Annotated in this window: 11 protein-coding genes and 1 pseudogene; 4 read left to right on the top strand and 8 right to left on the bottom strand. The window is 69.1% G+C overall.

The genetic code is table 11. The features are described 5' to 3' along the window. Window positions 1-70: 70 nt before the first annotated feature. A complete protein-coding gene (locus tag ACODT5_RS22045; RefSeq protein WP_422521030.1) occupies window positions 71-2,116 on the bottom strand; it encodes a SpoIIE family protein phosphatase in 2,046 nt (681 codons plus the stop codon). 101 nt (window positions 2,117-2,217) lie between these two features. Continuing rightward, window positions 2,218-2,427 carry a hypothetical protein gene (locus tag ACODT5_RS22040; protein WP_422521029.1) on the bottom strand — a complete coding sequence of 70 codons (210 nt, stop codon included), beginning with the start codon at window positions 2,425-2,427 and terminating at the stop codon, window positions 2,218-2,220. 333 nt (window positions 2,428-2,760) lie between these two features. Here ACODT5_RS22040 and ACODT5_RS22035 point away from each other — a divergent pair, with 333 nt between their 5' ends. From ACODT5_RS22035 to ACODT5_RS22020, 4 genes and pseudogenes are all read left to right on the top strand, one after another. Further along, window positions 2,761-3,045 carry a hypothetical protein gene (locus ACODT5_RS22035; RefSeq protein ID WP_422521028.1) on the top strand — a complete coding sequence of 95 codons (285 nt, stop codon included), beginning with the start codon at window positions 2,761-2,763 and terminating at the stop codon, window positions 3,043-3,045. Between the two features lie 244 nt (window positions 3,046-3,289). Beyond that, window positions 3,290-4,327 (top strand): C40 family peptidase, encoded by a 1,038-nt coding sequence (locus ACODT5_RS22030; RefSeq protein ID WP_422521027.1) that lies wholly within the window; start codon window positions 3,290-3,292, stop codon window positions 4,325-4,327. A gap of 133 nt (window positions 4,328-4,460) precedes the next feature. Further along, window positions 4,461-5,129, top strand: coding sequence for a TVP38/TMEM64 family protein (locus tag ACODT5_RS22025; protein ID WP_422521026.1), 669 nt, complete (start codon window positions 4,461-4,463; stop codon window positions 5,127-5,129). A gap of 242 nt (window positions 5,130-5,371) precedes the next feature. Then, a pseudogene (locus tag ACODT5_RS22020) lies at window positions 5,372-6,968 on the top strand (multicopper oxidase family protein). Window positions 6,969-7,054: 86 nt separating this feature from the next. On the opposite strand, the gene ACODT5_RS22015 reads toward ACODT5_RS22020, so the two are convergent. The 6 genes from ACODT5_RS22015 to ACODT5_RS21990 form a co-directional block, all read right to left on the bottom strand. Then, on the bottom strand, window positions 7,055-7,456 hold the full coding sequence (locus ACODT5_RS22015; protein WP_422521025.1) for a cupredoxin domain-containing protein: 402 nt from the start codon (window positions 7,454-7,456) through the stop codon (window positions 7,055-7,057). Between the two features lie 228 nt (window positions 7,457-7,684). Next, window positions 7,685-9,103, bottom strand: a complete 1,419-nt coding sequence (locus ACODT5_RS22010; RefSeq protein WP_422521024.1) for an NADH-quinone oxidoreductase subunit N — start codon at window positions 9,101-9,103, stop codon at window positions 7,685-7,687. Then, a complete protein-coding gene (locus ACODT5_RS22005) occupies window positions 9,100-10,605 on the bottom strand; it encodes a complex I subunit 4 family protein (RefSeq protein ID WP_422521023.1) in 1,506 nt (501 codons plus the stop codon). Before ACODT5_RS22005 ends, ACODT5_RS22010 begins: the two co-directional genes overlap by 4 nt. Window positions 10,606-10,609: 4 nt before the next feature. Beyond that, complete coding sequence (locus ACODT5_RS22000) at window positions 10,610-12,457, bottom strand: NADH-quinone oxidoreductase subunit 5 family protein (protein ID WP_422521022.1); 1,848 nt, start codon at window positions 12,455-12,457, stop codon at window positions 10,610-10,612. Then, complete coding sequence (locus ACODT5_RS21995) at window positions 12,454-12,759, bottom strand: NADH-quinone oxidoreductase subunit NuoK (RefSeq protein ID WP_422521021.1); 306 nt, start codon at window positions 12,757-12,759, stop codon at window positions 12,454-12,456. The genes ACODT5_RS22000 and ACODT5_RS21995 overlap by 4 nt, the downstream gene beginning before the upstream one ends. Further along, window positions 12,756-13,316: an NADH-quinone oxidoreductase subunit J gene (locus ACODT5_RS21990; protein WP_422521020.1), complete on the bottom strand. Its 561-nt coding sequence runs from the start codon at window positions 13,314-13,316 to the stop codon at window positions 12,756-12,758. Before ACODT5_RS21990 ends, ACODT5_RS21995 begins: the two co-directional genes overlap by 4 nt. Between the last annotated feature and the right edge of the window lie 13 nt (window positions 13,317-13,329).

Below are 13,329 nucleotides of genomic sequence, written 5' to 3'. Positions count from 1 at the left end.
CGGGCGCCACCGCTCTGCACGCTGTCGGCGCCCATATCCCTGAGTAGGGATGGTGGGCGACCCTTGAGGCTCAGCCAACGGTTTTGATGCGGGCGATGAGGAGGGCGATGTCGTCGTCGGCCGAGGCGGGCACGAGGTGGGTGAGCAGGCTGTCGCACAGTGCGTCCAGGGACGGGGCGGGCTGAGCGAGCAGGTCGGTGAGTTCGGCGAGGCGCTCGTCGATGTCGCTGCCGCGGGCTTCGATGAGTCCGTCGGTGTAGAGGACGAGGAGGCTGCCCGGGGGCAGGGTGATGTCGGTGGTGGTGAAGCGGGTGCCGCCGACGCCCAGCGGGACGCCGGGTGGCACGTCGAGGAGGCGGGCGGTGCCGTCCGGGGTGACGGTCGCGGGCGGCGGGTGGCCGGCGCGGGTGATGCGGCAGTGGCCGGTCGCCGGGTCGACCACGATGGAGAGGAAGGTGGCGAGCATGGGCTCCGCAAGGTCGTCCAATGCCGCCTCGAGCTGGTACAGCAGTTCGTCGGGTGCGATATCAAGGCGGGCGAGTGCCCTGACGCTGGCGGAGAGCCGTCCCATCACCGCCGCGGCCGCGGTGCCGTGGCCCATCACGTCTCCGATGACGAGCGCGGCCCTGCCACCGTTCAGGGGGACGACGTCGTACCAGTCGCCTCCGACCTCGTTGACGTCACTGGCGGGCAGGTAGCGGTGGGCGATCTCGATCCCCGGCGGCGGGGTGATGTGCTGGGGGAGCATGCTGCGCTGCAGAACGGCGGCGGTGTCGTGCTCGCGGTGGTAGAGCCGGGCGTTGTCCACGCACACCGCGGCCCGGGCGGCCAGCTCACCGGCCAGCGTGACCTCGTCCTCGGTGAACGGGCCGATGGGCCGGGCGCGGTAGAAGGTGGCCAGCCCCAGCACCACACCGCGGGCGAGCAGCGGGGTCATCATGAGCGAGTGCACCCCCTGCTGGAGAAGCCGCGCGGGCACTTCGGAGTGGCGGGCCGCCGGGGCGATGGCCTGTTCGTCGAGCTCGGCGACGACGAACGGCCGGCGGGCGGCGAGGGCCTGCGTGTAGGGGGCGCCTGCCGGGAAGGCCAGCGTGCGTCCCAGCGGAGCGAGGGTGCCGGTGATGCGCGATCCGGTCAGTGGGGCTTTGCCCAGACGCCGCAGCGCGGCGCCGCCGACCAGGCCGGGGCCGAGGTCGCCTCCGGAGGCCAGGCTCTCCAGGACATCGACGGTTACAGCATCCGCGAGGTCGGGCACGGCGACGTCGGCGAGTTCCTGAGCGGTGCGCTCCAGGTCCAGGGTGGTGCCGATCTTGACGCTGGCCTCGTTGATGAGGGCCAGGTGACGGCGTCCGGCTTCGGCGGCGAGCTGGGCCTGCTGCTGCACGGTGATGTCGATCAGGGTCGCCGCCAGGCCGATGGGCCGGCCGTCCGGGTCCTCGATCCTCACATAGGAGCCCGACCACACGTGGTCGTGGTCCGGGTCGGCCGGGGTACGGCCGGTGCGGCGGGAGTCCAGGGCCGGCTCCCCGCTGTCCAGTACCTGCCGCATCGTGCTCTCCATGTACGCGGCGTTCACATCGGGCAGGATCTCCACCAGGCGGCGCCCGACGTGCGCGGCCTCCGACAGGCCGTTCATCACCTCCAGCGCCGGGTTGACGCGCAGGAACCGCAGTTGCGTGTCCAGTACCGCGATACCGACCGGGGAGCGGGAAAACAGCCCGTCCCACACTGCCGACGAGCCGCGGATCCGACGTGCGGCCTGGGCTTCGGCCGCGAACACCAGCACGGTGGTGCCGCCCCGGTGCCGGGCCGGCATCGGGCACGCCCAGATCTCCAGCTCCAGCGGACGTTCGTCCCGGTGCCAGGCGGTCACCGTCCCCATCACTCCGCGGCCGGTGGCCGCGCCCTCCCACAGCGACCGGCCGAGGCTGCGGTCCGCGCCGGGATGCAGCAGATCGGCGATGTGGCGGCCGAGCACCTCATGGGGGGTGTAGCCGAGCAGGTCCTGCGCGGCGTGGTCCCACCGGACGATCGTCCCGTCGCCGCTCGTGGCCAGCACTGCAACGGGCAGGGCGCCCAGCCACCCGCCCGCATCCCGGGCTGCGCTGGGGGTCACTTCATCGAAGGGCACCTGCTCCATCGCTGCCGCGCTCCCGTACGGATCCCTGCACGACCGTCGTCCTCTTCAGTATGGGCGCGCATCCCCTGCCTCGTCGCTCAGGCCGGCCTGAGCGGTATCAGCTGCCAGGGTGCACCCTGCGGCCCGCGGAGCTCGGCGGCGCCGGTGGTGGCGGACTGAATTGCGCAGCAGGCGTCGCCGGTGGTGGTGGCGCTCTTGCCGACAGTGTCGGCGTCGGGCTTGACGATGCAGGCCTCCCAGGGCTCCTGGCCGGGGGCGGTAACCCAGACCTTGTCGTGGATCGGCATTCAGGTCGTGCTCTGGCGGGATTTGGTTTGATCTACACCAGCCTGACCGGGCGGGTGTTGGTGCCGGAACGCGCCGTCACGTCGGCAACGGGCAACAGTGGCCAGGCCGCAGTGGCTGCCCAGTGACTCCGTACGGACACCGCGAAGGACCCGCTGAGTGCGCCCTCGGCGGATTCTTCGCGTATCCGCTCCGCCGCGGGTGAGAACTGCCGACGAGCCGTCCTTGCTTGAGCGATGGACTTTCGGCCACGCACCTATCTGGTGTACTCGTCCGCTGTGCGCGTAATCTGCCCTCCTGTCCTGCGAGGATGTGGAGGCGCTGTGGCTCGGTGGGTGGAGCGCGAGTGGCTGAATGAAGACGGCCGCCGGATACGCGTGATCGTGACGGCGGAGATGGCCGAGTTCACGGATGAGGAGCTTCGTCTGTGCTTCGAGGCCAGGCATGGTGTTCCTCGCCAAGGGCGCGGTTCTGCAAAGGAGTTGCCTGGGCGCCTACCCGAAGAAGGCCTCGGCTCAGGACTGGATGACATGACCCGCGGGTTGATCGCGGAAGTGACGTCGTGGCTGGCAGCGCAGGACGGCTCCGGGCCGGGTGCGGGACGCCGTCCGCTGGAGTAGCCGCGCATGGCTGCGGAGGGCCGTCCTCGCGGTGAACCTCGTAGTTCGACACGGGGCGCCGGCGATTGAGAAGAAAATCGACCGTTGCTACTAAGGAACTAAACTGCTTAGTATCTGTGGCTGAACCTCCGTACCGTCGGCCACCCGCCGGGGGTGGTGGCGGAGGTAGCTGCCGCATCCGGTTCCGGGCACGGGGATTGGGTGTTTCCTTCCCCGGCGGCTGAGTACGAAGGAGCCCGCCTCAGTGGCATCCCACCGCCGTCCGAAGCAGCGCAGCCAGAGCTACGTGGCCGTGCTGACCGCGACCGCAGCAGCCTCTGTTGCCCTGTCGGCGCAGTCCGCTTCCGCCGACCCCTTGCCGGACCCGAGCAAGAAGGGCGTTCAGGCGCAAGTCGACCGGCTGTACGAAGAAGCCACGAAGGCGACTGAGAAGTACAACGGCGCGAAGGAAAAGGCTGACGCGCTGCAGAACGAAGTGGACGGGCTTCAGGATGCGGCTGCTCGAAAGCAGGGCGAGTTCAACGAACTGCGCGAAAAATTGGGATCGGTAGCGGCAGCGCGGTACCGCAGTGGCGGGGTCGATCCCATGGTCCAGTTGTTGCTCTCGGATGATCCGGATGCGTACCTGGAAAAGGCATCAAGCCTCGACCGGTTGACCGCCAGCCAGGCCGGCATGCTCGAGCAGTTCTTGTCGCAGCAGCGCGCTCTCGCGCAGCAACGCACCGAGGCCATGCAGAAACTCAGGGACCTGGGAGAAACGCGCAAGGAACTGGGGAGCGGGAAGGATGAGATCCAGGGCAAACTGGCAGAGGCGCAGCGGCTGCTGAATACGCTGACGGCCGAGGAGCGAGCGAAGATCGCGACCGAGGAGGACCGCGCCAATCGCGCGAGCGGACGGGTCGATCTGGGTAACGAGTCCAGCGCCTCGCAGCGTGGCGCTGCCGCTCTCGGCGCAGCCAAGAGCCGGGTCGGTATGCCCTACGTGTGGGGCGCGACTGGACCGAGTTCGTTCGATTGCTCGGGACTGACGTCGTGGGCGTTCCGCCAGGCAGACGTGTCCATACCTCGTACCTCCCAAGCCCAGGCGAACGCTGGTACCCGAATCAACTCCCTCGGCGAGCTCAGGCCCGGAGACCTCATCATCATGCGGACCGACCTGAGCCACGTCGGTTTCTACGCCGGCAACGGGCAGATTCTCCACTCGCCCAAGCCTGGGGCGCAGGTCCGGTACGAATCGATTGCCCGCAGTGGAATGCCGTTCATGTGGGGTGTGCGACTTTAAGGTGACTCGGCCCCAGGTGCCCGTCGTCTTCAGTCGGTGGGCGTGCTCGATCATCAAGGTAATTCATTAGACCTGCGCATGAATAAAGTCACCTCGTCACGGTCGGGAATCATGCTGCCGGTACACTCGGCGAGTGTTCATACCACCGCTGGCTCGACTGGCTCTCCTCGTCACGCTTCTGGCGGCTGCGGCCGGTTCGCTGCTGTTGTGGAGTCCGCGAGAGCTCCTTGCACAGGAGGGCATCGCCGGAGCCTCGGAGTTCTGGGCAGCCCCCGCTTTCGTACTGGTTTTCGCGCTGGGGACGCTCGCGTTCTTCCCCAAGCCGGTGCTCAACGCCGCCGCTGGGGCGCTTTTCGGGATCACTGAGGGCCTGATGCTGGCAGTCGTAGGGACCACTCTGGGTGCATTGCTGGCCTTCAGTCTGGGCCGCACCCTTGGGCGGGACGCGCTACAGCCACTACTGAAGAAGAAGATCCTGGCAACCCTTGACCACCGGCTTACCGATCAGGGTTTTCGAAGCGTGTTTCTGCTGCGCATCGTGCCCGGTATCCCATTTCCTGCGGTCAATTTCGCAGCGGCCTTCTCCGGCGTGCGCACGTGGCCCTTCTCGGCCGCGACGGCCCTCGGCGTGCTGCCCGCTACCGCCGCCTACGTGATCGCCGGGTCGTCAGCCTCTTCCCCGACCTCGCCGGCCTTCCTGATCTCGACCGTGGTCTTGATCGCCATGACCGCGCTCACATTCATCTCCCTTCGAAGGGCCCACGGCGCACTCAAGGCGCCGAGCGCAGACTCTGCGCTCTGAGCTGTTTCGGGGGCGGGACGGCTGGTTCGGCCCGTTACGTGCCGATGGTCGCACCGGTTCTCCGGGCGTGGGCGGCACAACCGGCCCACAGCGGGGGCCGGACTCTGTGTGGCTGGCTGGCTGGCCGGCCGAGCCCGATCGGGCCGCCCTGGCGCGGTGGCGCATACAGATCGGTTCGGACCGTACGCGAAGTGTCGTCGCCCCGACCGCATCGGTAGCTTCGAAGCAGAGGACCCAAGGAAATGAACAGCATCGACCGACGCTCTGTCCTGCTCGCCGGGCTGGGAGCCGTAGGGGCTGGCGCTCTTGCCGCCTGCGCCGGTGAATCGGGGTCCGGCAGCAGCCCGGCCTTGATCAGCCCGTCCGGCTCGGAGGTCGCCGCAGCGGAGAACAAGCGCGTCGGTACCGGACGCGAGCAGAAGCTCACCCTGACCGCCGCGCCCGCCGTGATCGACCTGGGCGGCGGCCTCATGCCCAGGACCTGGGCCTTCGACGGCCGGATCCCAGGCAAGGAGGTTCGGCTTTCGGTGGGTGACACCCTGGTCGCCGAACTGTCGAACCAGCTCCCGAACAAGACCGCCACGTCGGTCCACTGGCACGGCATCGCGCTGCGTAACGACATGGACGGTGTCCCGCCAGCCACCCAGACCGCCGTCAGGGCGGGTTTCCACCTTCACGTACCGCTTCATCGCCGACGCCCCCGGCACGTACTTCTTCCACCCGCACGTCGGAGTGCAGCTCGACCGTGCCTTGTACGCCCCGCTGATCATCGAAGACCCCAAGGAGACCCTCGCCTACGACGATGACTGGGTCGTCCTGCTCGACGACTGGGTAGACGGTGTCACTGGCACGCCCGACGAGGTCTTCGCCGAACTGAAGCAGGGCATGGGCGGCATGGACATGGGCGGCCACACCAGCTCGAGCAGCATGGACGGCGGCGACATGGAAGACATGGGGCATGGCGTGCCCCCAACCGCTTCGGCCTCCGCCCCCGGCCCGATGAAGTTCATGCTGACGGGAGCCACCAGCAAGCTGCTCGGCGGCGACGCCGGCGACGTGAAGTATCCGCACCACCTGGTCAACGGCCGGGTGGCGACCGACCCCGACGTCTACACCGGCAAGCCGGGCAAGAAGGTACGCCTGCGGATCATCAACGCCGGCTCCGACACTGCCTACCGGGTCGCCCTGGGCAACCACAAGCTGACGATCACACACACTGACGGATTTCCGGTCCAGCACCAAGAAGTGGACGCCCTGCTGATCGGCATGGGCGAGCGCTACGACGTGCTCGTCACCCTCGGCGACGGCGTGTTCCCGCTCGTCGCGCTGGCCGAAGGCAAGAACGCGAACGGCCTTGCGCTGGTGCGCACCGGATCCGGCAGCGCGCCGTCCCCGAAGGTCCGCCCGAAGGAACTCGACGGCGTGATCACGACTGCTGCCGAGCTGCGTGCCGCCGATGAAGTGCGTTTCGGATCCGCCCCGACCGACGTCACTCACCAGATCAAGCTCACCGGGGGCATGGACAAGTACAACTGGGCCATCAACGGCAAGCCGTTCGATATGGACCAGCCTGCGGCGAACCCGATCCTGATCGAGGAGGGGCAGCGGGTACGACTCGACTTCGTCAACGACACCGATATGTGGCACCCGGTGCATCTGCACGGCCACACCTATCAACTCGGCGACTCCGGACCGCGCAAGGACACGGCGATCGTGCTGCCCAAGAAGAAGCTCTCGGTCTTCTTCGACGCCGACAACCCAGGCCAGTGGATGCTGCATTGCCACAACGCGTATCACGGCGAAGCCGGAATGATGGCGAACGTGGCCTACCACGCCTGAGCGTGCCGCCCCTCCCGGTCGACTTCGGGGACGGGCCCGGCATCCCGGTAGGCGTGCCGGGCCGGTCTCGGCGATGACGTGCGGAGTCAAGCGATGATGAGTGTCCCCTGCATCTGCGGGTGGATGGAGCAGAAGAAGGGGTAGCTGTCGGGCTTGGACGGTGCGGTGAAGGTGGCGGACGTGCCGCCGACGATCATGTCGGTGTCGAAGGCGTCGCCCTGCGCGGCGGTCAGAGTGTGCGGAGCCGAGTCCTGGTTCATCACGGTGACTGATGCACCAGGGCGCGCCTTGACCTCCGCAGGGATGAAGTTGAACCCTCGGATGCGAACGTTCGTACCCTCGGTTGCGACGGTCGACGTGCCGGCGCGGGACGTGGGTGCGGCACTGCCACTGCTTGTGGCGCCGACGATGGCGAGCAAGGCGCAGGCGGCGCCGACCGCTGCTCCCCGAGTACGGTTACGAATGCGGCGGGAACGGGTGATCGACATGGCCACCCCTCTGACGAACCTGTGATGGTTTTGACCAGCCCTGACGGGTCTCTCCTTCGACGCCTCGCCGGGCCGGTTCACGTCCGCCTGCCGTGGGCGATGCGGCTCATGCGCAGCTGGTAGTCGGCCGTATCGAGCCTGCCGTGGAGCAGCAGGCCGACGCACCATCGTGCGGATCTCGTCTCTTCCCCCATTGTCCCAGGCCGCCGCTACCGGGGCACTCCGTGGCTACGGGGCGGTCGGACCGTCGAGTACGGCCAGCACCGGACCGCCTGCCAGGCCGATCCCGAGCGAGAGCGCGGTGGCCGCGTAGGCGACGCCGCGCGCCGTGCGGTCGCCCTCGCGCAGCCTGTTTCCGGGGCCGCCGGACAGGGCGGGCACGATCCAGCGAAGGTAGTAGAAGAGCGAGGCGACGGTGTTCACGGCGGCAAGCACGGCGAGCCAGGCGTAGCCGCCGTCGATTGCCGCGCTGAAGGCTTCGAGCTTGCCGACGAAGACCGACGTGGGCGGGGTGCCGACGAGGCCCAGCAGGCATACGACAAGGCAGGCAGCCAGCAGCGGGCGTTGTCGGGCCAGGCCACGGTAGTCCTCGACGCTCCGGGCGCGGGGCACAGCGCACACCACCGCGAAGGCGCCGAGATTGGTGACGGCGTACGCGGCCGCGTAGTACAGCAGCGCCTCCTGGGCAATGGCGGAGCGCCCCGCCACGGCCACCGGCATCAGCAGGTAGCCGACCTGGCTGATCGTCGAGTAGGCGAGCAGGCGTTTGACGTCCTGCTGGAAGAAGGCCGCGAGATTTCCGAGGCTCATGGAGACCGCGGCGACAACGGCGATCAGCCAGGGCCACGGCAGGGTGCTGTCGGATAGGACGACGTCGCCGAGACGGAAGAGCGCCGCGACCGCGCCGATCTTCGGCAGCGTCGTGAGAAGTGCGGCGACGGGTGGACTGCTGCCCTGGACGGCGTCCGGTACCCAGAAGTGGGCGGGTACGGCCCCTGCTTTGAACAGGATCCCCGCGATGAGGCCGATGGTTCCGGTCGCGACCAGGGCCTCGGGCGCGTCCCTCAGGGCCGGGCCGAGCGCCGGGTACGAGGTGGCGCGCGCGGTCGCGTACAGCACGGTGATGCCGGAGAGCATGAGTACGCCGAGCAGGGCGCCGATCACGTAGTACTTGAGCGCGGCCTCGGTACCGGGGCCGTCCTTGCGGAACCCGGCGAGGGTGTAGGCGGGGATGCTCGCGAGCAGATACCCGGCGGCGATCAGCAGCAGATCCTGTGCGCCGGCCATGACCAGGGCGCCGAGGGCGGCGAGCTGGAGCAGAACGTAGAACTCGCTCTCGCGGGGATGGCCGCGGAACGGTCCCGTGCTCAGGGCGAGAACCAGCAGGGTGCCACCGAGGATGACGATGCGGGAGGTGCTGGTTACCGTATCGACGGCGAACGCCGCACCGAACGCGGTCAGCGGCGGGCCGGCCGCCGCTACGCCGGCGGCCGCGATACCGCCGACGCACGCTGTGGCTGCCACCCAGCCGACGATCCACTGGCGGCCCCGCGGCAGCCAGGCCCCGAGCAGCAGCCCGAGCACGGCCGAGGCCGCGAGCAGGACCTCGGGCAGGATGTCGAGAGGGTTCTCGTTCATCTCGGTCATCGGGCGAGCTGCTCCAGCACGGCCCGGGAGGCCGGCTCGATGACGTCGAGCAGGAAGCGGGGCGCCACTCCGAGGACCACGGCCAGCGCCAGCAGCGGGATGATGGCGGCGTTTTCGTGGAGGCGGATCTCGGGGAACGCGCGCGGCGTGCCCGGTGCGTCGGGCAGCTGGAGCGGCCCCATGAACATCTGGCGTAGCGCGCGCAGGAACAGCCCGGCCGTGAGCAGGATGCCGAGTACGGCGAGGGCGGTGGCCAGCGGGCGTGTGCCGAGACTCCCCGTGAAGATCTGGAACTCCGCGATGAAGCCGGAGAAGCCCGGCAGGCCCAGCGATGCGAACGCGGCCAGGCCGGTCATGGCGGCGAAGACAGGCGCGACGGCCGCGATCCCGGAATAGGAGCCCATCTCGTACGTGCGCCCGCGTTCGTAGAGCACACCGGCGAGCAGGAACAGCGCGCCCGTGATCAGCCCGTGGCTGACCATTTGGGTGACCGATCCGGTGACCGCGAGGGATCGCGCCTCGGCGGAGCTGTCCGCGGTCGCGGCGGCGGCGCCGACGGCGAGCACGATGTAGCCCATGTGGTTCACGGAGGTGTAGGCGACCATACGTTTGAAGTCGGTTTGCGCGAGGGCGACCAGTGCTCCGTGGAGGACCGAGAGGACGCCGATGACGACGAGCACCAGGGCGTAGCGGCGCCAGGCGTCGGGGAGCATGGGCATGGCAATGCGCAGGAACCCGTACGTGCCCATCTTCAGGAGTACGCCGGCGAGGATGGCGGATCCGGCGGCGGGTGCCTCGGTGTGGGCGGGCGGCAGCCAGGTGTGGAAGGGGACGGTGGGGGTTTTGACCGCCAGGCCGACGACGACGGCGAGGAGGACGAGGGCGGCGTAGCCGGATCGGCCCGCTAGCGGGTTCTGCCGGGTCAGCTCGACCATGTCGAAGGTGTGCGGCGTGGCGGCCAGGTACAGGCCGATGAAGCCGAGCAGCAGCGCGAGCGAGCCGATGAAGGTGTACAGGAAGAACTTCAGCCCTGCGGCTGCCGCGTCTCGGTGGCCCCATCCGACGATCACGAAGTACATCGCCACGATGGACAGGTCGAAGAACACGAAGAACAGGATCAGGTCGAGGGAGACGAACACCCCGAGACAGGTCGTCTGCAGGAAGAGGAAGAGCGCGGCGAACTCACGGATCCGTCGTGACTCCCGCAGCGAGTACACGGCGCAGGAGACGAAGAGCACGCAGCTCATGGCGAGCAGCGGCAGGGACAGCCCGTCGACTCCGATGTGGTAGCCGACGCCGGCGCTCGGGATCCAGCGTGCACGTACTTCGTATTGCACACCGCCGCCGCTGCGGTAGCCGGCCCATACGGCGATGACAAGCGCGAGCTCTGCCGTGGTCGCCGTCAGCCAAGCGGCGCGGAACACCGTCTGGGGGGTACGTGCGGGCAGACCGAGGAGCAGCAATGCCACAGCGGTCGGAGCGAAGACGAGAACGGTGAGCAACGGGTCACCTCACGAGGACGAGCGCGACAGCGAGGACGGAGAAGGCCGCGACGGCCTGGGCGAGGTACTGGTGCAGTTGTCCGGTCTGCGGGCGGCGGGCCCAACGGCTGCCAGCTCGAGCCGCCGCCGCGACCGCGTACACGCTGCCGTCGACAGTGCGCTCGACGATCTTGTTCGTCCAGCGCGCGAGGCGAAGTGCCCCTCTGGCCATGCCGTCGACGCCCCGGTCGAGTACCCGGTCGTCGAAGACGGCCGCGGTGCGGGCGGTCCACCACAAAGGGGACACGACCAGGGTGTGGGCGGCACGCTCCAGGCCGAGCCAGTCACGGCACATCGCCTTCGCCCCGGCCGGCAGCGGGAGCGGGCGCGGCCCCCAGACCCAGGCGGCGGCTGTGCCGGCGAGCGCCAGCGCGCCGGACACCGCCAGCTCCCAGGCGTGCGGCGCTGGTTGATCCGAGGCGCCGAGGGCGCGGCCGAGGGCGTCGCGGACCGGGGGGAAGGCCACAGGCGTCAGGGCGACGCAGGCCACGGCCAGGACACCGAGCGGCTGCACGGCACCGCGGGGAACAGGGCGGCCGCCGGCAGACGGCACGGCGGGGCGCCATACGAACCAGAGGATCTTGGCACTGTAGATGGCGGACAGTACGGCAGCGGCCAGCCCGGCGGCGTACAGCCACGGATCGCGGCCCAGTGCCCCGGCCAGCAGCACGTCCTTCGCGGCCCACAACGACAGCGGAGGCAGTCCCGCGAGTGAGAGCGCGCCCACGGTGCAGGTGACGCCCACGGTCCGGTGGTACCGGGCGGCTCCGCGCAAAGCGGCCAGCTGCTGGGTTCCCAGGGCCGTCAGCCAGGCGCCCGCCACGAGGAACAGCAGGCTCTTCGCGGCCGCGTGCGCCATCAGCTGCAGGGCTCCTCCGAGGGTGGCGCCGGCTCCCGCGGCGAGCACCATGAATCCGATCTGAGCACACGTGGACGCGGCAAGCAGCTGCTTGAAGTCGGTCTGCGCCACCGCCACCAGCCCGAGGCCGACGGCGGTGGCAGCACCGGCCCAGGCCACCACATCGCTGCCCCATCCCGAGGCATCCAGCAGTGCCCCGGTTCGGAGCAGCAGATACGCGCCGGCCACGACCATGGCCGCCGAGTGCAGCAGCGCCGAGACCGGGCTGGGCCCCTGCATCGCCCGCGACAGCCAGAAGCTGAAGGGCAGTTGGGCGGACTTGCCGAGCGCGGCGGCGATGATGCCCGCGGTGACGAGGGACAGCCACGGTTCCCCGAGGCGCGCGAGGCCGTCGAGCCGGAGCCCGTCGGCACCGCCGCCGGCGAGGGCGGCGCCCGCGGCCAGATACAGGCCGAGGTCGGCGGTACGTGTGGTCAGGAAGGCTGTGTCGGCAGCGGCCGTACGCTCCGGATCCCGCCACCAGAAGCCGATCAGCGCCCAGGAAGTCGCGCCCATCACCTCCCAGCCCATGAGCAGGATGGGAAGCGTGGCGGCGGTCACCGTGACCAGCATGCTCCCCGAGAAGAGCAACATCAGCCCGAAGAACCGGGCTCGTGCCTCGTCGGCGCCGAACTCCGCCGCGCTGAAGAGGAGTACGGCCAGAGTCACGGCGGTGACCGTGACGACCAGGACCCCGGACAGGCCGTCGACGGCGAGCCGTACCGGAAGCTGCGCCAGCAGGGGGGCTTCGACGCCCGGCTGAACCACCGCGGTCGCCACAGCAAGGCCGAAGGCCACGGCGGCGACACCGACAGCCGTGCCCGGCGCCACCCGGTCCGCTGCCCGACCGCTCAGCGCGAGCAGCGCACCCGAGGTCAGTGGTAGGGCGATGAGCGCCCAGAGCAGGACGCTCATTCCTTCAACTCCGCTGCCATGTCCGTCATGTCGACTTCGCGGGACCGGAACAACGCGGTGACCACGGCGAATCCCATCGCCATCTCCAGGGCCATCGCCGTAATGGCGACCACGACCAGTACCTGTCCATCGGCCGCCGCCGGGGCGATGTAGCGCCAGGCCGACGCGGCCGCGAGGATCACTCCGCCCAGCATCAGCTCCAGGCCCATCATCAGCATCACGATCGATTGCTGCGTCAAGGCACCGAACAGACCGACGCAGAACAGCGCCGCCGCGCAGAGCAGGAAGAGTTCCAGGCTCATCCGCCGACACCGCCCCGTACCGGATCGTCGGCGCGCCGCGCCCGCAGATCGTCGCCGAAGCGGTCGTAGCGGCCGCGCCGGGTCGCCAGCACCACGGTGGCGACGATGGTCGCGAAGAGTGCCATCCCCAGGGTCATCATCGTCAGCATCTGCGGGCCCATCAGGGACAGACCCAGGTCCATGGTCGGATCCTCGGGTGGCCTGCCCCGCCGGTCGGGCCACGGGGCCAGTAGAACTCCGGCAGCCAGCAGCAGGAAGGCGCTACCGCAGATGACGACCGCGCCCTTCTTGTTGTGCACCATCGTCATCGGCATGAAGCCGGCCGGATTCATCATGAACATGATCATGAAGACAGCCATGATGGCCATCTCGATGGTCATCATCAGCACGGTGACGATCCCCAGATAGTCCAGGCCGAGCAGCAGCAGCTCCCCGCCCACGCACAACAGAGAGGTGAGCAGTGAGAATGTCGCGCGCGCCATGGAGTCGAACCGAAACACCATGACGCCGCTGCCCACCGCTAGGAGGGCCAGCACCCAGAACGCCACGTTGCTCATCACGCACCGCACC

Source organism: Streptomyces tatrensis, assembly GCF_049310065.1.
Taxonomy (GTDB): Bacteria; Actinomycetota; Actinomycetes; order Streptomycetales; family Streptomycetaceae; genus Streptomyces.
Note: the sequence above shows the minus strand (reverse complement) of the source record. Positions and strands in the feature narration are given on the sequence as shown.